General features: G+C 74.5%; 26 protein-coding genes and 1 riboswitch. Of the genes, 20 read left to right on the forward strand and 6 right to left on the reverse strand.

Annotation, left to right across the window (positions count from 1 at the left end; genetic code table 11):
* The first annotated feature begins 209 nt into the window (after positions 1-209).
* Complete coding sequence (locus AB0G14_RS28790; protein WP_357702709.1) at positions 210-944, forward strand: 16S rRNA (uracil(1498)-N(3))-methyltransferase; 735 nt, start codon at positions 210-212, stop codon at positions 942-944.
* Positions 945-947: 3 nt separating this feature from the next.
* On the opposite strand, the gene AB0G14_RS28795 is transcribed toward AB0G14_RS28790, so the two are convergent.
* Complete coding sequence (locus tag AB0G14_RS28795) at positions 948-1709, reverse strand: SDR family oxidoreductase (protein WP_357702711.1); 762 nt, start codon at positions 1707-1709, stop codon at positions 948-950.
* Between the two features lie 93 nt (positions 1710-1802).
* Between AB0G14_RS28795 and AB0G14_RS28800 the strand changes: the two genes are divergently transcribed.
* The 8 genes from AB0G14_RS28800 (at position 1803) to AB0G14_RS28835 (ending at position 9422) form a co-directional block, all read left to right on the forward strand.
* Entirely contained in the window at positions 1803-2162 is a 360-nt protein-coding gene (locus AB0G14_RS28800; RefSeq protein WP_357702713.1) for a histidine triad nucleotide-binding protein, read from the forward strand.
* Positions 2159-3535, forward strand: coding sequence for a serine hydrolase domain-containing protein (locus tag AB0G14_RS28805; RefSeq protein ID WP_357702715.1), 1377 nt, complete (start codon positions 2159-2161; stop codon positions 3533-3535). Before AB0G14_RS28800 ends, AB0G14_RS28805 begins: the two co-directional genes overlap by 4 nt.
* Positions 3536-3817: 282 nt before the next feature.
* Positions 3818-4876, forward strand: a complete 1059-nt coding sequence (locus AB0G14_RS28810; protein ID WP_357702717.1) for a PhoH family protein — start codon at positions 3818-3820, stop codon at positions 4874-4876.
* A gap of 18 nt (positions 4877-4894) precedes the next feature.
* On the forward strand, positions 4895-5365 hold the full coding sequence (ybeY, locus tag AB0G14_RS28815) for an rRNA maturation RNase YbeY (protein WP_350684821.1): 471 nt from the start codon (positions 4895-4897) through the stop codon (positions 5363-5365).
* Entirely contained in the window at positions 5365-6753 is a 1389-nt protein-coding gene (locus AB0G14_RS28820; protein WP_357702720.1) for a hemolysin family protein, read from the forward strand. The genes ybeY and AB0G14_RS28820 overlap by 1 nt, the downstream gene beginning before the upstream one ends.
* The gene (locus AB0G14_RS28825; protein WP_357702722.1) at positions 6746-7132 is read left to right on the forward strand and encodes a cytidine deaminase; all 387 of its coding nucleotides are present in this window, start codon (positions 6746-6748) and stop codon (positions 7130-7132) included. Before AB0G14_RS28820 ends, AB0G14_RS28825 begins: the two co-directional genes overlap by 8 nt.
* Before the next feature lie 40 nt (positions 7133-7172).
* Complete coding sequence (era, locus tag AB0G14_RS28830; RefSeq protein WP_357702724.1) at positions 7173-8069, forward strand: GTPase Era; 897 nt, start codon at positions 7173-7175, stop codon at positions 8067-8069.
* A 168-nt stretch (positions 8070-8237) separates the two neighbouring features.
* Positions 8238-9422 (forward strand): acyltransferase, encoded by a 1185-nt coding sequence (locus AB0G14_RS28835; RefSeq protein ID WP_357702726.1) that lies wholly within the window; start codon positions 8238-8240, stop codon positions 9420-9422.
* Here AB0G14_RS28835 and AB0G14_RS28840 read toward each other — a convergent pair.
* Positions 9409-10239 (reverse strand): DUF4097 family beta strand repeat-containing protein, encoded by an 831-nt coding sequence (locus AB0G14_RS28840; protein WP_357702728.1) that lies wholly within the window; start codon positions 10237-10239, stop codon positions 9409-9411. The genes AB0G14_RS28835 and AB0G14_RS28840 overlap by 14 nt on opposite strands.
* 100 nt (positions 10240-10339) lie before the next feature.
* On the opposite strand from AB0G14_RS28840, the gene recO reads away from it, so the two are divergent.
* The 5 genes from recO (at position 10340) to AB0G14_RS28865 (ending at position 13608) form a co-directional block, all read left to right on the forward strand.
* The gene (recO, locus tag AB0G14_RS28845; RefSeq protein ID WP_357702730.1) at positions 10340-11182 is read left to right on the forward strand and encodes a DNA repair protein RecO; all 843 of its coding nucleotides are present in this window, start codon (positions 10340-10342) and stop codon (positions 11180-11182) included.
* A gap of 8 nt (positions 11183-11190) precedes the next feature.
* Positions 11191-11988, forward strand: coding sequence for an isoprenyl transferase (locus AB0G14_RS28850; RefSeq protein WP_357702770.1), 798 nt, complete (start codon positions 11191-11193; stop codon positions 11986-11988).
* A gap of 64 nt (positions 11989-12052) precedes the next feature.
* Positions 12053-12238 (forward strand): hypothetical protein, encoded by a 186-nt coding sequence (locus AB0G14_RS28855; RefSeq protein ID WP_357702732.1) that lies wholly within the window; start codon positions 12053-12055, stop codon positions 12236-12238.
* Positions 12239-12554: 316 nt separating this feature from the next.
* Entirely contained in the window at positions 12555-12776 is a 222-nt protein-coding gene (locus AB0G14_RS28860) for a thioredoxin reductase (RefSeq protein ID WP_350710780.1), read from the forward strand.
* 70 nt (positions 12777-12846) lie between these two features.
* Positions 12847-13608 carry a pirin family protein gene (locus AB0G14_RS28865; RefSeq protein WP_357702734.1) on the forward strand — a complete coding sequence of 254 codons (762 nt, stop codon included), beginning with the start codon at positions 12847-12849 and terminating at the stop codon, positions 13606-13608.
* A gap of 41 nt (positions 13609-13649) precedes the next feature.
* On the opposite strand, the gene gndA is transcribed toward AB0G14_RS28865, so the two are convergent.
* On the reverse strand, positions 13650-15092 hold the full coding sequence (gene gndA, locus AB0G14_RS28870) for an NADP-dependent phosphogluconate dehydrogenase (RefSeq protein WP_357702736.1): 1443 nt from the start codon (positions 15090-15092) through the stop codon (positions 13650-13652).
* Between the two features lie 400 nt (positions 15093-15492).
* Between gndA and AB0G14_RS28875 the strand changes: the two genes are divergently transcribed.
* Positions 15493-15729 carry a hypothetical protein gene (locus AB0G14_RS28875; RefSeq protein ID WP_357702737.1) on the forward strand — a complete coding sequence of 79 codons (237 nt, stop codon included), beginning with the start codon at positions 15493-15495 and terminating at the stop codon, positions 15727-15729.
* 117 nt (positions 15730-15846) lie between these two features.
* Here the strand turns inward: AB0G14_RS28875 and AB0G14_RS28880 are convergent, their stop codons facing one another.
* The 3 genes from AB0G14_RS28880 to AB0G14_RS28890 all read right to left on the reverse strand — a co-directional run bounded on the left by AB0G14_RS28880 (position 15847) and on the right by AB0G14_RS28890 (position 18860).
* Positions 15847-16647, reverse strand: a complete 801-nt coding sequence (locus tag AB0G14_RS28880; protein WP_357702739.1) for an energy-coupling factor transporter transmembrane component T — start codon at positions 16645-16647, stop codon at positions 15847-15849.
* Between the two features lie 97 nt (positions 16648-16744).
* Positions 16745-18160 (reverse strand): ABC transporter ATP-binding protein, encoded by a 1416-nt coding sequence (locus AB0G14_RS28885; RefSeq protein ID WP_357702741.1) that lies wholly within the window; start codon positions 18158-18160, stop codon positions 16745-16747.
* 109 nt (positions 18161-18269) lie between these two features.
* Positions 18270-18860 carry an ECF transporter S component gene (locus tag AB0G14_RS28890; RefSeq protein ID WP_357702743.1) on the reverse strand — a complete coding sequence of 197 codons (591 nt, stop codon included), beginning with the start codon at positions 18858-18860 and terminating at the stop codon, positions 18270-18272.
* Positions 18861-18932: 72 nt separating this feature from the next.
* Positions 18933-19038: riboswitch (TPP riboswitch) on the reverse strand.
* 214 nt (positions 19039-19252) lie between these two features.
* Here AB0G14_RS28890 and AB0G14_RS28895 point away from each other — a divergent pair.
* From AB0G14_RS28895 to AB0G14_RS28915, 5 genes are all read left to right on the forward strand, one after another.
* Positions 19253-20239, forward strand: coding sequence for a permease (locus AB0G14_RS28895; RefSeq protein WP_357702772.1), 987 nt, complete (start codon positions 19253-19255; stop codon positions 20237-20239).
* Entirely contained in the window at positions 20236-21042 is an 807-nt protein-coding gene (locus tag AB0G14_RS28900) for a TIGR03943 family protein (protein ID WP_357702745.1), read from the forward strand. Before AB0G14_RS28895 ends, AB0G14_RS28900 begins: the two co-directional genes overlap by 4 nt.
* 29 nt (positions 21043-21071) lie before the next feature.
* Positions 21072-21902, forward strand: a complete 831-nt coding sequence (locus tag AB0G14_RS28905) for an alpha/beta fold hydrolase (RefSeq protein ID WP_357702747.1) — start codon at positions 21072-21074, stop codon at positions 21900-21902.
* A 71-nt stretch (positions 21903-21973) separates the two neighbouring features.
* Entirely contained in the window at positions 21974-22723 is a 750-nt protein-coding gene (locus AB0G14_RS28910; protein WP_357702749.1) for an SIS domain-containing protein, read from the forward strand.
* Between the two features lie 130 nt (positions 22724-22853).
* A complete protein-coding gene (locus AB0G14_RS28915) occupies positions 22854-23357 on the forward strand; it encodes a DUF6328 family protein (RefSeq protein WP_357702751.1) in 504 nt (167 codons plus the stop codon).
* Positions 23358-23510 lie beyond the last annotated feature (153 nt).

Genomic DNA, 23510 nt, shown 5'->3' on the forward strand with positions numbered 1-23510 from the left:
CCTCCGCCAGTCTCTCCGGCGGGAGCCGGGTGAGAAGGCCCTGGGTGGGTATCAGGTCGAGCAACTCGTCGCGGGTGTAGGACTGTTCTGCGGCCCGGTCGGCTCCGCGGCCCGCGTGGCCCGTGGTCGGCGCCGCGGGCCTCGCGGTTCCGGTCGGCTCCGCCGCCCTAGCCGCCCCGGCGGCCGCCGGGGCGGCTAGCCTGATCATCGTGTCCGCGCCGCTGTTCCTGGTCGAGTCGCTGCCCACCGCCGACCGGCTGACCCTCGACGGCCCCGAGGGGCACCACGCCGCCACCGTGCAGCGGCTCCGCGTCGGCGAGGAACTGCTGCTCGCCGACGGGCGGGGCGGCACCGCCGCCGCCGTGGTCACCGCCGTCGGCCGCGGCACCCTCGACCTGGAGATCACCTCCCGGGGGTACGTCGACGCGTCCGTCCCGCGCCTGGTCGTGGTGCAGGGCATCGCCAAGGGCGACCGGGGCGAGCTGGCCGTGCAGGCGATGACCGAGGTCGGGGTGGACGAGATCGTCCCCTGGGCGGCGGCCCGCTCGGTCACCCAGTGGCGCGGCGACCGGGGCGTACGGGCGCGGGAGAAGTGGGCGGCGACCGCCCGGGAGGCGGCCAAGCAGGCCCGCCGCGCCTGGCTGCCCGTGGTGGCGGGGACGCCGGACGAGTCCACCGCCCGGGTCACGCGTCGCATCGGCGGGGCCGCCGCGGCGTTCGTGCTGCACGAGGAGGCGCAGGAGCGGCTGACCACCGCCGAACTGCCGGCCACGGGCGAGATCGTGCTGGTCGTCGGGCCGGAGGGCGGGATCGCCGACAGCGAGCTGGACGCCTTCACCGGGGCCGGGGCCCGCGCCGTCCGCCTGGGCCCGTCGGTGCTGCGCACCTCGACGGCCGGCGTGGCCGCCCTCGCGGTGCTCGCCACCCGCCTCGCCCGCTGGTGACGCTCAGCTGCGCAGGTAGGAGGCACCGTTCAGGTCGACGATGGTGCCGGAGGCCCACTCCGCCTGCGGGGAGGCGAGCCAGTGGACGGCGGCGGCGATCTCCTCGGGGCGGGCCACCCGGTTGAACGGGCTCTGCGCCCGGATGGCGGCGCCCCGCTCCCCGCGCAGGTGCTCCGTGGTCATGTCGGTCTCCACGAAGCCCGGGGCCACCGTGGCGACGGTGATGCCGTACGGGGCCAGGGCCACCGCCAGCGACTGCCCCAGCGCGTTCAGCCCCGCCTTGCTCGCCCCGTACGCCGGCTGCTCCGGCTCGCCCCGGAAGGCGCCCCGGGAGGAGACGTTGACGATCCGGCCGCCCCGGTCGCGCATGTGCTGGGCGGCGCACCAGATGACGTTGCCCGCGCCGGTCAGGTTGGTCTCCACCACCTGCCGCCACTGCGCGCGCCACTGCGCGTAGGAGGCGCCGAAGACCGGGTGCGGGGCGTCCCGGTCGCCGTACACCCCGGCGTTGTTGACCAGCACGTCCAGCCCGCCCAGCAGGCCGGCCGCCTCGTCCACCATGGCCCGTACGGCGTCCGGGTCGGTCAGGTCGGCGCGGACCACGACGTGCCCCTCGCCGGGCAGCTCGGCACGCAGCCGCCCGGCCGCCTCCGCCGAGTCGCGGTGGTGGATCGCCACCCGGTCCCCGCTCGCCGCGAACGCCGTCGCCACCGCCCGCCCGATGCCGCCCGAGGCTCCCGTCACCAGTACCGCCCGTGAAGTCACGCCGGCCATCATGCCCGGTCGACCCCAGGTGTAAGGAAGGGGCCCTTCCTCTACCGAAAGCGATAACAAGGTGCCCTTCCTTACACTGCCCCGATGGGAACCGACTGCCTGTTCTGCCGCATCGTCGCCGGGGAGATCCCGGCCACCGTCGTGCGGGAAACCGCCACCACGCTCGCCTTCCGCGACATCGGCCCGAAGGCGCCGGTGCACGTGCTGGTCATCCCGAAGGAGCACTACGCCGACGTGGCGACGCTCGCCCAGGGCGACCCGGCGCTGGCCGGCGAGGTGCTCGCCACGGCCGCCGCGGTGGCCGAGGACGAGGGGCTGCTCGGCGACGGCTTCCGGCTGATGTTCAACACCGGCGCGTACGGCGGCCAGGAGGTCTTCCACGCGCACGCGCACGTGCTCGGCGGGGCGCCGCTGGGCCCGATGCTGGCCCGGGACCTCGCGTGACGACGGTCGACGACCGCCTGTCCCGGATGGTGCGCCAGGTCCAGGCGCAGGCCCGGGTGCCGGCCGTGTCGGCGGCCCTGCACCGGGCCGACCGCCCGCTGTGGACGTGCGCGGTCGGCGGCACCGGCAACGACACCGAGCTGGGGCCGGGCACCCGGTTCCGGATCGGCTCGGTCACCAAGACGTTCACCGCCGTGCTGACCCTCCAGTGCCGCGACGACGGCCTGCTCGACCTCGACGACCCGCTGGGCCGCCACCTGGACCTGCCGGCCCACGGCGAGCTGACCGTGCGCCGGCTGCTGTCGCACACCGCCGGCCTGCAACGGGAGCCGTACGGCGACGTCTGGGACAGCCTGCGCGCGCCCGACGTCGACGAGCTGGTCGCCGACCTCGCCAGGGCCGAGCGGGTGCTGCCGCCGGGCCGCCGCTACCACTACTCCAACCTCGGCATGGCGCTGCTCGGCCGGCTCGTCGGCCACCTGCGGGGCGGCACCTGGGCGGAGGCGCTCGCCGAGCGGGTGCTGACCCCGCTGGGGCTGGCCGACACCTCGGTGACGCCGGGCCCGCACGCCGCGACCGGTTTCCTGGTCGACGCGTACTCCGACGAGGCGCACCCGGAGCCGCCCACGGACTTCGGCGCGGTGGGGCCGGCGGCGCAGCTCTGGAGCACCGCCACCGACATGGCCCGCTGGGCCGCCTTCCTCGCCGACCCGGCGGCGCTGGACCCGGCCGGCGCGGTGCTCGCCCCGGCCACGCTGGAGGAGATGCGCTGGCCGGCGACGGTCACCGACGAGACGCTCTGGTCGGGCGGCTTCGGGCTCGGGCTGATCCTGGTGCCGCAGGGCAAGCGGACCATGCACGTCGGGCACGACGGCGCGATGCCCGGCTTCCTGGCCGGCGTCTACGGCCGGCGCGGCGGCGAGGGGACGCCCGGCGCGATGGGCGTCGCCGTGCTCGGCTCCTCCGGCACCGCCGGCGAGGTTCTCGACCTGCCGCACCGGCTGCTGGCCGCCGCCGTCGAGCACGACCCGGCCGACGTCGCGCCGTGGCGGCCGGGCCCACCCGCCCCCGAGGGCGTACGCGGGCTGCTCGGCCGCTGGTGGGGCGAGGGCTTCGAGTACGTCTTCTCGTGGCACGACGGCGCGCTGCGGGCCCGGGGCGCCGACGACCCGGCGGGGAAGCCGCCGGCGGTCTTCGCGCCGCTGCCCGACCAGCCGGACGTGTACCGCACGATCTCCGGGCGCGAGGTGGGCGAGCTGCTGCGGCTCACCCGGGACGAGCACGGCGCGGTGATCCGGATGCACTGGGCGACCTACCGGTTCACCCGTACCCAGGAGACCTTCGACCGGTACGACTTCCGCGCCGGCTCCTGACGGCGGCGGGTACGGGCGGGGCGGGGCCGACGCGGGCCGCGTCCCGTCCGTGCCGTCGTGTGCCGTCGTGTGCCGTCGTGCCCGCCCGGCCGGTGTCGTGGTGCCCCGCCCTGCCCGGTCCGGGTCGGCCGGTCACGGCGGGCGGGCCGTCCCGCACGCGCGGAAATGGACACGATGCCGCCGCTGTTGAGCAGATACGATGGAGGCAACGTCAGCGCGCCGCGCCAGCAGGCCCGGCGCCGAGATCGAGAGCAGGTGGCGCAGGGCCCCTCGGCCCGACCTATGACCGGCACCCCACCTCCCGGCCCGCCCCGGGTGCAGACCAGGATCACCGTTCCGGATTCCAAGATCATGGTCAACCTGCTCGGCGCGGGTGACGAGATCCTGCGACTGGTCGAGCGCTCGGTCAACAGTGACGTGCACGTCCGGGGCAACGAGATCACCATCACCGGCGCCCCCGCCGACAATGCCCTCGCCGAGCGGATCTTCAGCGAGCTGCTCGAACTCATCGAGAAAGGCGAGACCCTGACCACTGACGCCGTCCGGCGTACCGTCGGCATGCTCGAGCAGGGCGGCGCCGAGCGGCCCGCCGAGGTCCTGACGCTCAACATCCTCTCCCGGCGCGGTCGCACCATCCGTCCCAAGACGCTGGGGCAGAAGCGCTACGTCGACGCGATCGACGCGCACACCATCGTCTTCGGCATCGGCCCCGCCGGCACCGGCAAGACCTACCTGGCCATGGCCAAGGCCGTCCAGGCTCTCCAGGCCAAGCAGGTCAACCGGATCATCCTCACCCGGCCGGCGGTCGAGGCGGGGGAGCGGCTCGGCTTCCTGCCCGGCACGCTCAACGAGAAGATCGACCCCTACCTGCGCCCGCTCTACGACGCGCTGCACGACATGCTCGACCCCGACTCCATCCCCAAGCTGATGGCGGCGGGCACGATCGAGGTCGCGCCGCTGGCGTACATGCGGGGGCGTACCCTCAACGACGCGTTCATCATCCTCGACGAGGCACAGAACACCACGCCCGAGCAGATGAAGATGTTCCTCACCCGGCTCGGCTTCGGTTCCAAGATCGTCGTCACCGGTGACGTCACCCAGGTTGACCTCCCCGGCGGCACGACCAGCGGCCTGCGGGTGGTCCGGGAGATCCTGGAGAACGTCGAGGACGTGCACTTCGCCCAGCTCTCCAGCTCGGACGTGGTCCGCCACCGGCTGGTCGGGGAGATCGTCGACGCGTACGCCCGCTGGGACGCCGAGCGGGAGAGCCAGCAGGCGCAGAGCGTGCACGCCGTGCCCGGGCGGACAGCCCAGGGCGGCCGGGCCGGCCGGCGCCGCTAGACCACCGAGGGAAGACTGTTGTCCATCGAGATCGCCAACGAGTCCGGCGTCGACGTCGACACCGACGCCGTGCTCGCCGTCGCCCGGCACGCCCTCGACGAGATGGGGGTCAACCCCCTCGCCGAGCTGTCCGTGCTGCTGGTCGACATCGACTACATGACCGAGCTGAACCACCGGTGGATGGGCGGCGACGGGCCGACCGACGTGCTCGCCTTCCCCATGGACGAGGGCAGCGTCGACCACGGGCCCGGCGAGTCGACCGCCGCCGGCGAGCCGGCGCTGCTCGGCGACATCGTGCTCTGCCCGGAGGTGGCGGCCAAGCAGGCGGCCACCGCCGGCCACTCCGCCGCCGACGAGCTGCACCTGCTCACCGTGCACGGCGTGCTGCACCTGCTCGGCTACGACCATGCCGAGCCGGAGGAGGAGCGGGAGATGTTCGCGCTCCAGGCCCGACTGCTGGCGAGCTGGCGGTCGACCCGGTCCCGGTGATGGACACCCCGACACTGGCGGCCGGCGCCACCGGCCTGCCCGACCTGCAACTGCTGGTCTTCGCGGCCGGCCTGGTGGTGCTGGCCGGCCTGATCGCGATGACCGAGGCGGCCCTCGCCGCGGTCTCGCCCGCCCGCGCCGCCGAGCTGGCCCGCGACGGCGTACGGGGCGCGCGCACGCTCCAGGCCGTCGCCGGGGACGTGGTCCGCCACCTCAACCTGCTCCTGCTGCTGCGGCTGCTCGCCGAGCTGACCGCCACCACGCTGGTGGCGCTCGTCGCGGTGGACACCTTCGGCGCGGGCTGGCGGGCGGCGCTGATCACCGCCGGCGCGATGACCGTGATCAGCTTCGTGGTGGTCGGGGTCGGTCCGCGCACCCTCGGCCGGCAGCACGCGTACGTGGTCGGGCGGTCCGTCGCGCCCCTGGTCCGCTGGCTGGGCCGGGCGCTGAACCCGCTCGCCTCGCTGCTGATCCTGATCGGCAACGCGGTCACCCCGGGGCGCGGCTTCCGGGAGGGGCCGTTCGCCACCCAGGTGGAGCTGCGCGAGCTGGTCGACCTCGCCGAGCAGCGCGGCGTCGTGGAGCACGGCGAGCGTCAGATGATCCACTCCGTCTTCGCGCTCGGCGACACGATCGCCCGCGAGGTGATGGTGCCGCGCACCGAGATGGTGTGGATCGAGGAGCGCAAGACGCTCTCCCAGGCGCTGGCGCTCTTCCTGCGCTCCGGGTTCTCCCGGATCCCGGTCATCGGCGAGAGCGTCGACGACGTGCTCGGCGTGCTCTACCTCAAGGACCTGATCCGGCGCACCCAGGGCGGCGCCCCGGAGGACCGCCAGCTCCCGGTCGCCGAGCTGATGCGCCCCGCCACCTTCGTGCCGGAGTCCAAGCCGGTCGACGACCTGCTCTCGGAGATGCAGGCCGCCCGCAACCACCTGGTCATCGTCGTCGACGAGTACGGCGGCACCGGCGGGCTGGTCACCATCGAGGACATCCTGGAGGAGATCGTCGGAGAGATCACCGACGAGTACGATGTCGAGCGCCCGCCGGTCGAGCACCTCGACGACGGGGCGGTGCGGGTCGCCGCGCGGCTCCCGGTGGAGGACCTGGGCGAGTTGTTCGACACCGAGCTGCCCACCGACGAGGTGGAGACCGTCGGCGGCCTGCTCGCCCAGTCCCTGGGCCGCGTCCCGATTCCGGGGGCGCAGGTCGAGGTCGCCGGGCTCCGGCTGGTCGCCGAAGGCACCACCGGCCGACGCAACCGGATCGACACCGTGCTGGTGAGCCGGGTGGCGTCGACCGACACGCAGGACGGCCCGGGCCGCGGCGAGCACGCCGAGCCCCGGGGCGACACGAACCGATCCGAGGAGAGGCAACCCGCCGATGCCTGAGTCACCCGCCGTACCGGCCACCCGGCCAACCCCGTCCGACCCGATCGAGCTGAGCGCCGAGGACGGCAAGCTGGTCGTCCTGGCCCGGGGCGCGCGCGGCCGGGTGGGCGCCGTGGAGGGCGCGGCGGTACGCGACCAGGACGGGCGGACGTACGCCGCGGCCAGCGTCTCGCTGCCCTCGCTGACGATCACCGCGCTCCAGCTCGCGGTGGCCTCGGCGGCGGCGGCCGGCGCGAGCCGGCTGGAGGCCGCCGTGGTGGTGACCGAGGCGTCGACGCTGGACGGCGCCGGGCACGCGGCGGTGCGGGACCTCGCGGTCGACGCGCCGATCCACGTGGCCGCGCCGGACGGCACCGTCCTGGGCACGGTGGTCGAGTGAGCGGGCGGACGGCTGCCGGCGAGCGGGGCGGGGTCGCGGCGTGAGCGACCTGGAGCAGCGCCCCTACCGGGCCGGTTTCGCCTGTTTCGTCGGCCGCCCGAACGCCGGGAAGTCGACGCTGACCAACGCGATCGTCGGGCAGAAGATCGCCATCACCTCGAACAAGCCGCAGACCACGCGGCACGTCATCCGGGCCGTCCTGCACCGCCCGGACTCCCAGCTCGTGCTGGTCGACACCCCGGGCCTGCACCGCCCCCGCACGCTGCTCGGCGAGCGCCTCAACGACCTGGTCCGACAGACCTGGAGCGAGGTCGACGTGATCGGCCTCTGCATCCCGGCGGACGAGCCGATCGGGCGCGGCGACCGGTTCATCACCGGCGAGCTGGCCGAGCTGAAGGCCACGGTGCTGGCGGTGGTCACCAAGACCGACCTGGTGGACCGCAGGCGGCTGGCCGAGCAGTTGCTCGCCGTCAGTGAGCTGGGCGAGTTCACCGAGGTGGTGCCGGTCAGCGCGGTCTCCGGGCACCAGCTGGACACGCTCGTCGAGGTGATGACCCGCTACCTGCCCGAGTCGCCGCAGCTCTACCCGGACGACATGCTCACCGACGACCCGGAGCAGGTGCTGGTCGCCGAGCTGATCCGGGAGGCGGCCCTGGAGGGCGTCCGTGACGAGCTGCCGCACTCCATCGCGGTGGTCGTCGAGGAGATGGTCCCCGAGGGCAAGCTCATGAAGATCTACGCCGACGTGTACGTCGAGCGGCCCAGCCAGAAGGCGATCGTGATCGGCCACCGGGCCAGCCGGCTCAAGGAGGTCGGCACGACCGCGCGGCGGCAGATCGAGGAGTTGCTCGGCACCCGGGTCTACCTCGACCTGCACGTCCGGGTGGCGAAGGACTGGCAGCGGGACCCGAAGCAGCTGCGCAAGCTGGGCTTCTGACCGGTCGCCGGGCCGGGCACGCCCCGGCCCGGTGACCCGGGCATGATCGATGTCGGTCGGCCGGGTGGAAGATGTCACGTTCGCGTGGGGTGCCGGCGGTTTGCCGGGAGCGCTCCGGAGGGTAGGGGAAGGACCAGCCCCCGTGCCCCCGGACATAGATGCAGGCTGATGCGAAACCGATACCTTGACCTGCTCCGCTTCCTGGCCATCGTTCGAGTCGTGGTCTACCACGTCACCGGATGGGCCACCCTGACCCTCGTCTTCCCGGCGATGTCGGTGATGTTCGCGCTCGCCGGCTCGCTGATGGCCGCCTCGCTGCAACGGTGGGGGACGGGAGCGGTCGTACGCCGGCTGCGTCGCCTGCTGCCGTCGCTCTGGGTGGTCGCCGCGGTCTTCGTACCCGCCATGCTGCTCACCGGGCTGCCGCTGAGCCCGAAGGTGCTGCTCTGGCTCTTCCCCGTCGCCGATCCGCCGGCCAACGGCTGGGGTGCGATCGCGCTGAGCGTGATCTGGTACCTGCGCGACTACCTCTGGTTCGTGCTCGCCTCCCCGGTCGCCCTCTGGCTGTTCCGGCGCGCCCCGGTGCCCACGCTGGTCGCCCCGTACGCCATGCTCGCCGCGGCCGAGCTGGGCCTGCTGCCGGCGCTGCCGGGGGCGCTGCACCACTTCGGGCTCTACTTCGGCGCCTGGCTGCTCGGCTTCGCCCACCAGGCCGGCATGCTGCGCCGCCTGGCCACCCGGGTGCTGGTGCCCGTCGCGCTGGCCCTCGCCGCCGCCGGGGCCGCCTGGATCGTCACCCACCCCGGACCCCGCGGGTACGACCTGAACGACAACCCCCTGGGCAACGCCCTCTGGTCGGCGGCCTTCGTCCTCGTCCTGCTCGGGCGGGCGCCGGCGGGCGCGCGCTGGGTGGACCGCAGCGCCGTGTTCGGCCGGGTCGTGACCGTGTTCAACCGGCGGGCGCTCACCGTCTACCTGTGGCACATGCCGTTCGTGGCGGCGCTCACCCCGCTGGTGGACGTGGTGGGCTGGTCGCACCAGGATCCGCTCGGCCTGGCGATCCGGGTGGCCCTGGTCTTCGCCCTGGTCGCGGTGGTGACCGCCCTGGTCGGCTGGGTGGAGGACGTGGCGGCCCGCCGGCCGCCGGAGCTGGTTCCCGGCGGCTTGCGCCCCGCACCGGCCCGCACCGGGCCAACCGCCCCGACCGGCCCCGGTTCACCCGCCCCGACCGGCCCCGGGCCACCGCCCGTCCCGGCCCCCGCCGCGCGGTCCGGTCCGGCCACCGGGCGGGCCGGCGTGCCGGCGCCGCGCGTCGCCCGGGAGCCGCAGACCGTCGAGATCAGCGCTGGGTGACCGTCTGGTTGCCGCCGCCGGTGGAGATGTCGAGCACCAGCGAGGCGGTCGGATCGTGGGTCACGCCCAGCCGGGTGTCGCCGCCGCCGGCCGCGGAACGGATCTGGTAGCGGCCCGCGGGCACGACGAGCTTGATGTCGCCGCTGGAGGTGTGCGTACGCGCCGAGGCGGGCGCGGCCAGGTCGACGGTGATGTTGCCGGAGCCCGCCTCGGCGTCCACCCCGGCGCCGAGGCGCCGCCCGGTGATGTCGCCGGAGCCGGCGCGCAGGGTCACGGCGGCCGGGGCGTCGTCCACGTCGATGTTGCCGGAGCCGGTCGTGACGGTGACCGCGCCGGCGGCGCCGGTCACCCTGACGTCACCCGAGCCGGTCTCCGCCACGACGGGGCCGTCGGCGCCGGTCACCCGGACGTTGCCGGAACCGAGCCGGATCTCCACCGCGCCGACCTTGGTCAGGTGGACGTCGCCGGAGCCGGTCTCGCCCGTCACGCTCACCCCCTCTGGGGCGGTGACGTCGTAGGAGACGCTGCAGTCGTCGCCGCAGTCGGTGTCCAGCACCAGTTCGGCGCCGTTGATCTCGTACGTGGTGTCGGGCTGGCCGCCGTGGTAGCGCACCACCCGCTTGATCCGCACCTCGTCGTCCGTGCCGGTGGTGCGGACGGTCACGTCGCCGGACCCCGGAAGCACCCGGATGGCGGTGATCCGGGCCGCTTCGGTGTTGTCGTAGTCGAGCCGACGGGAGGCCAGGTTGTCGCACCCGGCGACGACGATCAGGGTGGCGGCCGCGGCGAGCGCCGCGGCGGTCCGGTGGAGAGCCATGAGAGCACGCTACGAGGCACGGAGCGCGCCGCGCATCGGGGTTCTTCGCGCGTCCACCCCGAGCCGACCCTGATTTCGCACCCCGAGGGAGAATGGTCCGATGGCCGGGTACCGCCGACAGCTCTACCGCGACGACGCGGTGGTCCTGCGCGTGCAGAAACTCGGCGAGTCCGACCGGATCATCACCCTGCTCACCCGCCGGCACGGCCGGCTGCGGGCGGTGGCCCGCGGGATCCGCCGCACCACCAGCAAGTTCGGCGCCCGGCTGGAGCCGTTCGGGCACGTCGACCTCCAGCTCGCCGGTGACCCGAAGGGCAACCAGGGCAGCTCGCTGCACACGGTCAGCCAGGTCGAGGGCATCGACCTCTACGGCAAGCGGTTCCTCGGCGACTATCCCCGCTACACGGCCGCCAGCGCGATCGCCGAGACCGCCGAGCGGCTCACCCCGGTGGAGCGGGAGCCGTCGCTGCGGCTGTTCCAGCTCACCCTCGGCGCGCTGCGGGCGCTCGCCGAGGGCAGCCACGACACCACCCTGGTGCTCGACGCGTACCTGCTGCGCGGGATGGCCCTCGCGGGCTGGGCGCCGGCGCTGACCGCCTGCGCCGTCTGCGGCACGCCCGGGCGGCACCGGGCGTTCTCCGTACCGGCCGGGGGAGCGGTCTGCCCGGACTGCCGGCCCCCCGGCGCGGCCCATCCCGCCCCGGCCACCATCGACCTGATGTCCGCGCTGACCAGCGGCGACTGGCGGGTGGCCGACGCCACCGAGACCGGCGTACGCCGGGAGTGCAGCGGCCTCGTCGCGGCGCACCTGCAGTGGCACCTGGAGCGCGCGCTACGCTCGCTGCCGCTGGTCGACCGGGGTGCCCCGGCGGCCGGCCCGGTCCCGTCGCCGCGTGGGGTGGGGGCCGGAGCGGATGGCGTGAGCAGGGAGAGAGCCGAGTGATCCGATCGATGAGGGCCGGCCGGCGCGAGCCGGTGCCGCCGACACCGCACCCCTCGGGCGCCCGGCCGCCGGCGTTGCCCGCCGAGGCGGTGCCCCGGCACGTCGCCGTGGTGATGGACGGCAACGGCCGGTGGGCCAAGGAGCGCGGGCTGCCCCGCACCAAGGGCCACGAGGCGGGGGAGTTCTCCCTGTTCGACACGATCGAGGGCGCCATCGAGCTGGGCATCTCCTACCTGTCGGCGTACGCCTTCTCCACCGAGAACTGGCGGCGCTCGCCGGACGAGGTCCGGTTCCTGATGGGCTTCAACCGCGACGTCATCCGCCGCCGCCGCGACCAGTTGGTCGACCTGGGGGTGCGGGTGGTCTGGTCCGGCCGGGCCGGCCGGCTCTGGAAGAGCGTCATCTCCGAGCTGCAGACGGCGGAGGAGATGTCCCGGGGCAACTCCACCCTGACCCTCCAGTTCTGCGTCAACTACGGGGGGCAGGCCGAGATCGCCGACGCCGCCGCCGCGATCGCCCGGGACGCGGCCGCGGGCAGGCTAGACCCGGCGAAGGTCACCGAGAAGACGGTGGCGAAGTACCTCTACCACCCGGAGGTCCCCGAGGTGGACCTCTTTCTCCGCCCCTCCGGCGAGCAGCGGATCTCCAACTACCTGCTCTGGCAGACCGCGTACGCCGAACTGGTGTTCCTCGACACGCTGTGGCCCGACTTCGACCGCCGGCACCTCTGGTACGCCTGCGAGCTGTACGCCCAGCGGGACCGCCGCTTCGGCGGCGCGCTGCCCAACCCGGTCCCGCCGTCCTGAGGCTTACCGCTCCGCCGCGCGGGGTACCCCTCCGGTCAGCAGCCACTGACGGAGGTGAACCCACATGATCCAGAAGCGTATTGCCCAGTGGGCGTTGATGGCGGTCGCGGTGCCGCTGGCGGCGGCCGGCGCGCGTCGGCTCAGTCACACGCTGGAGGCCCGCCGCGGCCCGTCCGGGGTGAGCCGCCTGCTCACCAAGGGTGCCGACATGCTCCGCCCGCAGAGGGCGAAGCGCCGCCGCTTCTTCTGACCCCGCCGCTGTTTCTGACCCCGCCGGTCAGCGTCGCCCCCCGCGACGCTGACCTCCCCTCCCCGTCCGCCCCGTCCCCGCCGCCACCCCGCCTGGCGATCATGCAGTCGTGGTGCCTCGCGAAAGCGTCCTACCGGGACCCGTCGCCTGGGTGCGATCTTCGTGTTCGCCGTGGAGGCGGCCACCGGAATCACATGATCGGTTGGCGGGGTGGGGCGGGGCGGGGTTCGGGGTTTCGGGGTGGGTGAGGGGTGGGGGTGCCTAGGATCGGGGGCGGGGTGGGTGCCCCGGACCGCGTCGAGCCTCGGGGGTGGGGATGCGGGATCTCCGGTACAAGATGATCATGGCGCTGAACGCCGCCGACCTCGGTGACCCGATCTGCGCGCAGGTGGCCGAGATCTGCGCCGAGATCGCCGAGCAGCACTGCCACGAGCTCGGCCACGCGCCGCAGCCGCGCTCCGGCGAGATCGGCGAGCTGGCCACGGGCGAACCGGCGCTCACCTGGGCGCCGACCGAGACCGGGCAGCGTGCCTGGTGACGCCTCCCGCCGACCCACCGGCCGTGCCGGTCGACTCCGGGGCGGCGTCGGGCCGTCGACCGGTGACGCGGTGACCGCCCCCGCTCCGGCCGTCGACGTCCGGCGGGCCGACGACCGCTTCGCCACCCGGATCTCCTGGCTCGACTCGAAGCACTCGTTCTCGTTCTCCCGGCACTACGACCCGGCCAACACCCACCACGGCCTGCTGCTGGTCAACAACGACGACGTGGTCCGGCCGGGCGCCGGCTTCGAGACCCACCCGCACCAGGACATGGAGATCGTCACCTGGGTGTTGCGCGGGTCGCTGGTGCACCAGGACTCCACCGGCCACTCCGGCGTGATCTACCCGGGGCTGGCGCAGCGGATGAGCGCCGGCACCGGCATCCTGCACTCGGAGAAGAACGACTCCTGGCGGCTCGACGGCCGCGACCCGCACACCGATCCCGTCCACTTCGTGCAGATGTGGGTGCTCCCGGACGAGCAGGGCGTCGACCCCGGCTACGAACAGCTCGAGATCCACGACGAGCTCCTGCGCGGCGGCCTGGTGCCCGTCGCCTCCGGGATGGACCGCCACGACGGCGCCGCGGCGATCCGGATCCGGAACCGATTCGCCGCCCTGCACGCCGCCCGGCTCCGCCCCGGCGACGAGGTCGATCTCCCGGACGCGCCCTTCGTCCACCTCTACGTGCCGACCGGCGCGGTCACCCTGGAGGGCAGCGGCCTGCTCGGCACCGGCGACGCCGCCCGGCTCACCATGACGGGCGGGCGGCGGGTCACCGCCACCGAGCCGGCCGAGATCCTCGTCTGGGAGATGCACGCCACCATCGCCTGACCCCCCACCTCCTCCACCCGTTCTCGCCGGGGTGGGGTGGGTCAGGCCTGGATTTCGGAGCGGTCGGCGGACCAGAGGGTGTGGAAGGTGCCGTCGCGGTCCACGCGGTGGTAGGTGTGCGCGCCGAAGTTGTCCCGCAGCCCCTGGATCAGCGCCGCCGGGAGGCGCTCGGCGCGCAGCGCGTCGAAGTACGCCAGCGACGAGGCGAACGCCGGCGCCGGCACCCCGGCCCGGGCCGCCTCGGCAACCACCCTGCGCCAGCTCGGCACGCCGTCGTTGACGGTGTCCGCGAACCACGGCGCGACCAGCAGCGTCGGCAGCTCCGGCTGTTCGTCGTACGCCTGCCGGATGCGGTCGAGGAAGCGGGCGCGGATGATGCAGCCGCCCCGCCAGATCGTCGCGGTGCCGCCCAGGTCGATGCCCCAGTCGTACTCCTGCGAGCCGGCCCGGATGTGGTCGAAGCCCTGCGCGTACGCGACGATCTTGGAGGCGAGCAGCGCGCGGCGGACGTCCTCGACGAAGGTCTCCCGGTCGCCGACCTGCCACGTGTCGCCCGCGTCCGGGAACGCCCCGCGCGCCGCCGCCCGCTGGTCGGCGTGCCCGGACAGCGACCGGGCGAACGTCGCCTCGGCGATGCCGGTGATGGGGATGCCCAGGTCGAGGGCGCTCTGCACCGTCCAGCGGCCGGTGCCCTTCTGCTCGGCGCGGTCCAGCACGACGTCCACGAACGCCCGCCCGGTGGCCGCGTCGGTGTGCGCCAGCACGTCCGCGGTGATCTCGATGAGGAAGGACTCCAGCTCGCCGGAGTTCCAGTCGCGGAAGATCTCCGCGATCTCCGCCGGCTCCGCGCCCAGCCCCGCCCGCAGCAGGTCGTACGCCTCGGCGATGAGCTGCATGTCGGCGTACTCGATGCCGTTGTGCACCATCTTGACGAAGTGCCCGGCGCCGTCGGGCCCGATGTGCCGGCAGCACGGCACCCCGTCCACCTGCGCGGCGATCCTCTCGAAGATCGGGCCGAGCGTGCGGTAGGACTCCGCGGACCCGCCGGGCATGATGCTCGGGCCGCGCAGCGCACCCTCCTCGCCGCCGGAGACGCCGGTGCCGACGAAGTGCAACCCGTGGGCCCGCAGCGCCTCCTCCCGCCGGCGGGTGTCGGCGAAGTGCGCGTTGCCGCAGTCCACGACGATGTCGCCGGGGTCGAGCAGCGGAACCAGTTCGTCGATCACGGCGTCGGTGGGCCCGCCCGCCTTGACCATCACGATCACCGCCCTCGGCCGCTCCAGCGAGGCGACGAAGTCCGCCATCGACTCGGCGGGCAGGAAGGTCCCCTCGTCGCCGTGCTCCGCGACCAGGCTGCGGGTGCGCTCCGGCGAGCGGTTGTGCAGCGCCACGGTGAAGCCGTTGCGGGCCAGGTTCCGGGCCAGGTTGCGGCCCATCACCGCCAGCCCGGTCACGCCGATCCGCGCCGTCGCCCGCTCGGCCATCCGTCCGCCGCCCTCCGCCGTCCACGCCTGCCGCTGTGACCGTATCGCGGCGGGTGGCGGGCGCGGTGCGTGTTCGGCAGCCCGTCTCCGCCGGGTCGCGGTGCGCTCGCGGCCGGACATGCCGATCGTGCCGGTAATTCGGATGCGCGCGGCCTGCGGTGGGGTTAGCGTGTGGGCATGCGCAACTGACGCCCCATCTCCGAGCCGGCCCGCCGCCCTGCTGCCGTGGGTCCGCGTGCTCCCGGGCGTCCGCATTCCCACCCTGTCGCCGAGGCGGCGGTGTCCTTCGTGGTCGCACCCGGGGAGCAGTCCCGATTCCGCCCGACCGTCGCGCGACGGTCACCGACCGGCGGCCCGCCCCGTCCGACGACGGGACGGCCCGCAGAACGAGGAGGCCCGGATGCCCGCCAAGCGCAACCCGAAGAAGTCCCGCACCGTCACGCCGAAGCCGACCGTCGTGGACCTGACGCCCGCCAACCTCGACGAGGTGGCGGTCGCGCCGGTCACGCCGGTGCTGCCGCTCGACCGGCCGGTGGCGCCGAAGGCCGGTCCGCCGGTCTCCGGCGCCGCCCGCTCCGGGTCGCTGCGCGGCCAGCGGGCGGGCCAGGCCCGCCGGTACGCCTTCCGGCGTAGCTGATGGGGCCCGCCGGGTGGGGTTGTCGGCGCCCGGCGACAACCCCACCCGGACCGGCTCCCGGCCCTGCTGCGGCTGGCTGCCCTCGCCGGCGTGTCACGGTGGGCGTCGTTGTGCGGCTCAGCCGATCAGGGGCCGGAACGTGCCGAGCAGCACGCTGACCGCCAGCGCCGCGCCGGCCAGCAGCGCCGCCCCGGCGATCAGCAGCCCGTCGGCGGCGACGAAGCGTTGCCGCCGGGCGACCGTACGCGGGGTGCCGGCGTCGAAGCCGCGGGCGTCCATTGCCACGGCCAACCGGGTGCCCCGGCGGATCGCCCCGACCAGCAGCGCGAAGGCGGTGGAGGCGAACAGCCGCAGCTTCGCCAGCGGGTTGCGTCCCGCCGCCACCCCGCGGGCGCGGCGGGCCATGGCGATCATCTGCCACTCCTGCCCGAGCAGCGGCACCAGCCGGAACGCCGCCAACGCCCCGATGGCGAACCGGGCCGGCGCCTTCGCATTCTGGATCAGGGCGTCCGCCAGGTCGGTGGGGTCGGTGGTGGCGAACACGATCACGCCGGGCAGCGCCACGGCGAACATGCGCAGCACCAGGCCGAGCGCGGTGAGCAGCACCCCGGAGGTGACCACCGCGGGGCCGGCCTCGACCAGCACCCGGCCGGAGCGCTCGGCCGCGAAGAGCACCAGCGTCACCACGATGCCGACCGCGCCGACCAGCAGCGGCCCGGCCCGCCGGGCCAGCACCCGGAAGCGGACCCCGAACAGGGGCAGCACGGCCAACTCGACGGCGATGGCGATCGCCGGGGCGACCGGGTCCAGGGTGGCGACGAGGACGAACGAGAACACCAGCGCCGCGGCGAGCTTGGCCACCGGGTTGCGCCGGGCCAGCGGCGCGTCGGGGGCGGCGACCGGTTCGAGGGTGATCACGGCCGCTCCGGGACGGGACGGGCGGGGCGCGCGGCCTGCGCCGGACCGGTCGTGGTCAGGCGCTGCGGGTGCGCGGCCGGCGCGTCGTGCGAGCTGGTCACGGCCGCTCCAGGGTGACGCGCCGGTCGGCCAGAGCGGCCACGAACTCCGGGTCGTGGGTGACGGCGACCAGGCCGTGCCCGGCGTCGCGCAGCTCGGCGAAGAGGTCCACCAGCTCCAGCCAGGTCCGCCGGTCCTGGCCGAAGGTGGGTTCGTCGCAGACGAGCAGGCGGGGCGCGGTGGCCAGGGCCGTCGCCACGCTCAGTCGCCGCGCCTCCCCACCGGACAGGGTGTACGGGTTGGCCGCGGCGAGCTTCGTCAACCGCAGCCGGGACAGCAGGCCGTCCACGGTGGACCGGACCGTCGCCTCGGGCTGGCCGGCGCGGCGCGGGCCGAGGGCCAGCTCGTCGAAGACGGTGGTGGCGACGAACTGGTGCTCCGGGTCCTGGAAGACCGAGCCGATCCGCCGGGCCAGCGCCGGGGCGCGCCAGCGGTGCGGGGGAGTGCGGGCGTCGGCGCCGGCCAGTGCCGCCGTCGCCGCGACCCGGCCGGTGCCCGGCTTGAGCAGCCCGCCGAGCAACAGCGCGAGGGTCGACTTCCCGGCCCCGTTCGGGCCGAGCACGGCGAGCGCCTCGCCGGCGCGTACCGCCAGGTCGACGGCGGCCAGCCGGGGCGGCAGACCGAGCCGGTCGGCGGTGAGCAGCAGGTCGCCGGCCGGCGCGGTGGCGTGGCGGGGCGGCACGGGCCGGCCGGGCACCCAGACGCCCGCGGCGGCGAGCGCGTCGCCGTGGGCGCCGAAGACGGCCTGGGGCGTGCCGTCCGCGCGGACGCCGCCGCCCGGTTCGAGCACGACCACCCGGTCGACCAGTGGCAGCGCCTCGGCGACCCGGTGCTCGACCAGGACCAGCGTGGTGTCGGCGTCCAGCGCGCCGGCCACCGCCGCCCGGACGAGCGCGGCGCCGGTCGGGTCCAGGTTGGCGGTCGGCTCGTCGAGCAGCAACAGTCCGGGCCGCAGGGCCAGCACCCCGGCCAGGGCGAGGCGTTGCTGCTCGCCGCCGGAGAGGGCCGCGGTGGGCCGGTTCCGGTGGTACGGGAAGCCGACCCGGGCCAGCGCCTCGTCGACGCGGGGCCAGATCTCCTCGGCGGGGACCCCCCGGTTCTCCAGCCCGAACGCCACGTCGTCACCGCTGCGGGCCATCACGAGCTGGGTCTCCGGGTCCTGGAAGACGATGCCGACCCGTTCCCGGCCCTTGCGGGGGTCGAGCCCGTCGATCTCGACGGTGCCCTCCTGTTCGCCCGAGTCCTCGGGCAGCAGCCCGGCCAGCGCGGCGAGCAGGGTGCTCTTGCCGGCGCCCGACGGCCCGAGCAGCAGTACCCGCTCGCCGGCCTCGACGCGCAGGTCCACCCCGCGTACGGCCCACGCCCGACGCCCGGCGTGCCGCCACCCGAACCCCCGCAGCGTCACCGCCCCCACGCCGTCCCCCTTCCGGCCCGCGCGCGGGCGTCGATCATGAGGTTGGCGGCACCCACGGAGATCCATGTCGCCGTCAACCTCATGATCAACTCCGATTCCGTGGTGCGGGTCAGATGGCGGCGCGTTCGCGGCCGGCGGGGAAGCGGTCCAGGACGCCGGTGCCCGCCAGGGCGCGGGTGAGGGCCCAGCCGCCGGCGCCGGCGACGGCGGCGGCGCTGACGACGGTGAGCAGGGCGTACGGGACCCGGTAGCTGCCGAGCGCGTAGTCGACGTTCCAGACGAAGAAGTCGAACAGCGCCGCGCCGAGGCCGGTCAGCGCACCGGCGAGCAGCGCGGTGGGCAGCCGGAACGAGCGGTACCGGAACGCGGCGAAGGCCACCTCGGCGCCGAGCCCCTGGATGAGGCCCTGGACGATGGTGATGCCGCCCCACTCCGCGCCGAGCAGCGCGGAGACCGTCGCCGCCACCGCCTCGCAGAAGAGCGCCGCGCCGGGCTTGCGGATCACCAGGCCGCCGAGCACGGCCGGGACCAGCCAGACGCCGTACATGATCGCCTGGCCGGCCGGGAAGAACGCGAACGCCGGGTCGACGGCCCGCCACAGCAGGCCCCAGGCCCAGAAGATGACGCCGAACGCCACCGCGATCACCGCGGCGATGACGACGTCGAGTGTGCGCCACCGGGTGGTCGTGTTGTCTCGCATGGTTGCTCCCAGTCCTGAACGCGAACCAGGAGAAGACGCACGCCGCGCCCGGTGTGCCCGGACGGCGGCGCGGCTGGAGGTCGACCGAACTCCCTGCGCTGGCATTACCCAGATCAGGTTCGAGGGTCTGCGGGCGGTGCCCGCACTCTCAGCGCTGTGCGCTCCCCTGTCGGATGTGAAGTTGTCGCGCCGACGCTAACACCTTTGAAGATCATCGGGCAAAGTGATCTTTGCGCAGGTCACCCGCGCGTTCGCTCGATCTCGTCGGTTCCGGCCGGTACTCTCGGGCGGCCACTGGCGGAATCGGCGGAGGAAACCACGTGACATCCGAGGTTGACCGCTCCGTGCCGGACGGGCGCGCCCCGGGGTCGGTCGGTGTGGCCGCGCCGGGCGTGCCCCCGCACGAGCCGGCGGGCGGCGGCGGGAGCGCCTGGCGGGTCGGGTCGGTCGAGGCGCTCGCGGGCCTGCTGGTCCTGCTGGTCGTCTTCCGTGAGCCGCTCGCCCGCGCCCTGTCCGCGCCCCGGCTGCAGACCTGGACCACCGTCTTCGTCTCGGTCATGGTGCAGGCGGTGCCGTTCCTGGTCTTCGGGGTGGTCCTCTCCGCCGTGATCGCGGTCTTCGTGCCCCGGTCGTTCTGGGCCCGGGCGCTGCCCCGGCACCCCGCGCTCGCGGTGCCCGTGGCGAGCGCGGCCGGCGTGGTGCTGCCCGGCTGCGAGTGCGGGTCCGTGCCGATCGCCGGGTCGCTGATCCGGCGCGGGGTCACCCCGGCCGCCGCGCTGGCCTTCCTGCTCGCCGCCCCGGCCATCAACCCGATCGTGCTCACCGCCACCGCGGTGGCCTTCCCCGACGACCCGGAGATGGTCCTCGGCCGTGGCATCGCGAGCCTGGTCGTCGCGATGGTGATGGGGTGGCTGTGGCTGCGCCTCGGCCGGGCCGACTGGATTCGGCTGCCGCGCCGGCCGGAGCTGGACGACGGCCCGCGCGGGCGGGCGTTCTGGGCGGCGGTCCGGCACGACGTCACCCACGCCGGCGGGTTCCTGGTGGTCGGCGCGGCGGCGGCCGCCACCATCAACGTCGTCGTGCCCGAGCGCTGGTTGCAGACGCTCGCCGAGGACCCGGTGCTCTCGGTGCTCGCGCTGGCCGTGCTCGCGGTGCTGCTCTCCCTCTGCTCGGAGGCCGACGCCTTCGTGGCCGCCTCGCTGTCGCAGTTCTCGCTGACCGCCCGACTGGTCTTCCTGGTGGTGGGGCCGATGGTCGACCTCAAGCTCATCGCGATGCAGACCGGCGTCTTCGGCCGGCGGTTCGCGCTGCGGTTCGCCCCGGCCACCTTCGCGGTGGCCGTCGCGGTCGCCGCCGCGACCGGGGCGGTGCTGCGGTGAACCGGCAGGCGCAAGCCGTCGTCCTGCTGCTGCTCGGGGGCGCCGTGGTCCGGGCCAGCCTCACCGACCTCTACCTGCGCTACGTCAAGGAGGGGCTGCGCCCCTTCCTGGTCGCCGCCGGCCTGCTGCTGGTGGTCGCCGCGGTCATGACCCTCTGGTACGAGCTGCGTCCCGCCCTCCGGCGCGCCGACGGGAACCACGACCGCGCCGCCGCGTCCCCGACCGACGGGGACCAGGAACCCGTCGACGGCGAGCACGACCGCGCCGGCCGGGACGACGCCGCCGACCACGGGCACGGCCACCACGAGCCGCGGATCGGCTGGCTGCTGATCCTGCCGGCGCTGGGTCTGCTCCTAGTCGCCCCGCCCGCCCTCGGCTCGTACGCGGCCGGGCAGGCCGGCACCGCGCTCTCCGCCCGGCAACAGCCGTCCGACTACCCGCCCCTGCCCGACGGCGATCCGGCGCAGGTCAGCGTGCTCGACTACGCCTCGCGGGCGCTGTTCGACCGGGGCGCGTCGCTCGGCGGGCGCCGGGTCCGGCTGACCGGTTTCGTCACCACCGGCCCCGACGGCCGACCGCTCCTGGCCCGGATGGTGCTCTCCTGCTGCGCGGCCGACGGGCGGCCGGTCAAGCTGGGCCTGACCGGCGCCGCTCCCGAAGGGCTCGCCGACGACACCTGGATCGAGGTGACCGGCCGCTACAGCGACCGGATCGCCCGGGACCCGGTCAACGACGCCGAGATCCCCTACCTCGACGTGGAGTCCTGGCGGCAGGTGCCCACCCCCAAACGCCAGTACGAGTGACCCCGCCCGCCCTGGGTAGGCTGGCGATCATGCGGATCGAGGCGCGGGGGCTCACGTTCGACGTACGCGTCGGCGGTCCCGAGGGCGGCGCGCCCGTCCTGCTGCTGCACGGCTTTCCCCAGCACGGCGGGGAGTGGGACGACGTCGTCCCGCCGCTGCACGCCGCCGGCCTGCGCACGTACGCGCCGGACCAGCGCGGTTACTCGCCGGGCGCGCGGCCCGAGGCGGTCGAGGCGTACCGGATGCCGGAGCTGGTGGCCGACGCGGTGGCCGTGCTGGACGCGCTGGGCGTCGACGCGGCGCACCTCGTGGGGCACGACTGGGGCGCGGTGGTGGCCTGGGACCTGGCCGTCCGCCACCCGGAGCGGGTCCGGACGCTGACCGCGGTCTCCGTGCCGCACCCCGCCGCGATGGCGCACGCGCTGGCCGAGGACCCGGGGCAGAAGGCGCGCTCGGCGTACATCGTGCTGTTCCGCAAGCCGGGCAGGGCGGAGAAGGCGCTGCTGGCGCTGGGGGCGACCGGGCTGCGCCGGATGCTGCACGGGGTCGGCGACGACGAGCGGGTGGCCGCGTACGCGGACCCGATGCGCGAACCCGGCGCGCTGACGGCGGCGCTGAACTGGTACCGGGCGATGTCCCGGCGGGACATGGCGGCCACCGGGCCGGTGCCGGTGCCGACCACCTTCGTGTGGAGCGACCGCGACATCGCGATCGGCCGGACCGCGGCCGAGGCGTGCGCCGGCCACGTGAGCGCCGACTACCGCTTCGTCGAGCTGCCCGGGGTGAGCCACTGGATCCCCGACGAGGCGCCCGCCCCGCTGGCCGAGGCGATCCTGGCCCGGGTGCGGGGCCCGGCCTGACCGGTGCGGCGTCGCCCCGCCGGGGTGGCCGGGCGTTCCCGACGGACGTACGACATGGACGGAGGAGAGACATGACGGTGAGCGCCGAGGACTACCTGGCCGTGGTGACCGAGACGATGCAGCGGGTGGCCACGAGCCAGCGCGAGGCGGTGGGGCGGGCCGCCGACCTGATCGCCGACGCGGTGCGCGCCGACGGGGTGGTCCACGCGTTCGGCACCGGCCACTCGGAGGCGCTGGCGATGGAGATCGCGGGCCGGGCCGGCGGGCTGGTGCCCACCAACCGGATCGCCCTGCGGGACCTGGTGCTGGTCGGCGGCGCGCCGGCCGACGTGCTCGGGCCGCTGCTCGAACGCGATCCGTCGGTGGCGCACCGCCTCTACGAGCTGGCCCCCGTCAGCCCCGGGGACGTCTTCGTGCTCGCCTCCAACTCCGGCGTCAACGGCGCGATGGTGGAGTTCGCGTCCCTGGTCAAGGAGAAGGGGCACGGGCTGGTCGCGATCACCTCGGCGCAGCACTCCGGGCAGATGACCTCGCGCCACCCGTCGGGGCGCAAGCTCGCCGACATCGCCGACGTGGTGCTCGACAACGGCGCCCCGTACGGCGACGCGACGCTGCCGCTGCCCGGCGGTGGCGCGGTCGGCGCGGTCTCGTCGATCACCGCGGCGCTGCTGGCGCAGCAGATCACGGTCGAGGTGGTGGCCCGGCTGCTCGCCGCGGGGGAGCGGCCTCCGGTCTACCTGTCGGCCAACATCGCCGGCGGCGACGAGCACAACAACGCCCTGGAGGCCCGGTACGCCGGCCGGATCCGCCGCGGCTCCTGAGCCGATCGGGTGGCGTGTGCCGGGCTCGCGCGGGCGACGTGAGCCGGTTTCGCGGCACCGTCGGTGGGGCATCAGCGTTGCTGCCGACGGGCGTGCCTCGTCGGCAGTACCGTCTGACCGGAGGTAGCCCGTGTCCAAGGAAACCGAGCGGCAGCGCTGGCAGCGCAACTTCGCCGATCTGTTGCAGGAGCTGCGGGTCGCGCAGACCGGCGTGCAGATCCTCTTCGCCTTCCTGCTGACCCTGCCGTTCAGCAACGGGTTCACCAGGACGAGCGGTTTCCAGAAGGACGTCTACATCGTCTCGTTGCTCGCGGCAGCCGCCGCGACCGCATTGATCATTTCCCCGGTGGCGTTCCACCGCGCGCTGTTCCGGCAGGGTCGCAAGCCGGAGCTGGTCCGGTTCGCCCACCGGATGGCCAGCGCCGGCCTCGCCTTCATGCTGATCTCGATGGTCAGCGCGGTGCTGCTGATCACCGACTTCGTGCTGAACCGGGGCGTCGCCCTGCTACTCAGCGGTGCCACGGCGATCTGGTTCCTCACCTTCTGGGTGTTCCTGCCGTTCGCCCGGCGCAACTGGGGCGAGGACGACATCGACGACGAGGACGACGACCCGCAGCACCTTCCCGGCGACTGACCTGGGTCGACGTAACTCGATCTTTACCGAACGCTACCCCTGGGTAACACCCGGGGGTAGCGTGCTGTTTGTCGAGCACGTCGACGCAGCCGGACCGAGGTTCGAGGGGGCAGCCGTGACCACGACGCAGAACAGCCGACCCACGCCGGACGG

Origin of the sequence: Micromonospora sp. NPDC023814 (assembly GCF_040639595.1) — a bacterium.
GTDB lineage: Bacteria > Actinomycetota > Actinomycetes > Mycobacteriales > Micromonosporaceae > Micromonospora.